Raw genomic sequence first — 247 nt, forward strand, 5'->3', positions numbered from 1 at the left:
AGAGAGCCTTGGCCGGAGCGCACAGCGTCAGCCACATCGGTGAAGACTTTGCTCATGGCGGTGCCGCCAGCTTCAGCCTCCACACCGACAGAGGACAAGGCAGCACCGTATGCGGCGACATCAGCAGTGGTTAACCCAGCTTGCCGGCCCGATGCTGCCATACGCAAAGTGAACTCGGTGATTTCGGATTCAGTGGTAGCAAAATTGTTACCGAGCGCTACGAGAACATTACCGAAGCGGTAGGCTT

The 247-nt window shown here is 57.5% G+C and carries 1 protein-coding gene; it reads right to left on the reverse strand.

Annotated elements, in window-relative coordinates:
* A partial coding sequence (locus tag QRT08_RS18520; RefSeq protein WP_286047471.1) for a phage tail tape measure protein occupies positions 1–247 on the reverse strand: 247 nt, incomplete at both ends.

It is taken from the genome of Halalkalicoccus sp. NIPERK01, from assembly GCF_030287405.1.
Taxonomy (GTDB): domain Archaea; phylum Halobacteriota; class Halobacteria; order Halobacteriales; family Halalkalicoccaceae; genus Halalkalicoccus.